Here is an 878-nt window from a genome sequence, read left to right as displayed (position 1 = left end):
ACTAATAAAGCAAATCCTCCAGCGAAGCCACAGCCGCCACAACTACCACCAAAGCCCATAACAGTTCCTCCTTTTAATAGGAAGGGAAAACCAAGGGGTCACTCATGTGTTTTAACGGATTCCATTTACTTTATGCTTTTACGAATGAATGGAGCAGGTCCTTTTCAAAATAGATTTATCTCGCTATTTGCTGGGTAGTAAGACCCCGATTGGTGAGGGCTGATTGCTGATTAAAGTTTCACTTTATTCTTTAAAAGCGAATAAATGAAAAAAATATCCAAAAATACAGATGGAAATCCGCTTTTATACCTTGCACTAAAAGAATACTAACATTATATATTATAAGGAATACTTGTCCTTAATTGTAAATGAAAGGGGGGGATTGGTATGAGTTATGGCTATGGTCACCCTCCGAAAAAATGTTGTGAACATCACAATGAGACTTTATCAACGGGTGTATTACGTAGACATTCTGCTACGTTGTTTCTTACTGTGGAGGCTATGAATGTTGATCCAGATGATACTCGTAGAGTAACTGTTGAAATGTTTGATTGGTCATCTGGTTCTCCGGTATTGTTACCATTAATAGACCCTTCAACACAAACATTGCCACCTAATCGATATGTTACTTTTCGTTCAGCAGCTCTTCCTCCAACACTGTTTGCTTATGAAGTAAGAATCATTCGTCCGAAAGATAGAGATGTTGTTACGAATGTTTTTGGTCTTAGTGCAATCGTATTTAACCCACAAGAAGGAAATAATGTTTTACAACATGATTTAGCAAAATTAGACCTTAAATAGATCTTATAAAAGTCTATTTATTGGGTATGATTAAACAAAAGAGTAGGATGTAATCTGAACTGCACCTCCAATTGTTA

General features: G+C 36.4%; 2 protein-coding genes. Both read left to right on the top strand.

Annotated features, from left to right (window positions below):
- Positions 1-198 (top strand): hypothetical protein (locus tag DN403_RS31590; protein WP_218948252.1); only part of this gene is annotated, 198 nt, incomplete at its 5' end.
- Between the two features lie 189 nt (positions 199-387).
- Complete coding sequence (locus tag DN403_RS30375; protein WP_098437592.1) at positions 388-801, top strand: hypothetical protein; 414 nt, start codon at positions 388-390, stop codon at positions 799-801.
- The last annotated feature ends 77 nt before the right edge of the window (positions 802-878 follow it).

This window comes from Bacillus sp. AY2-1, from assembly GCF_008368965.1.
GTDB classification, from domain to species: domain Bacteria; phylum Bacillota; class Bacilli; order Bacillales; family Bacillaceae_G; genus Bacillus_A; species Bacillus_A thuringiensis_S.
Note: the sequence above shows the minus strand (reverse complement) of the source record. Positions and strands in the feature narration are given on the sequence as shown.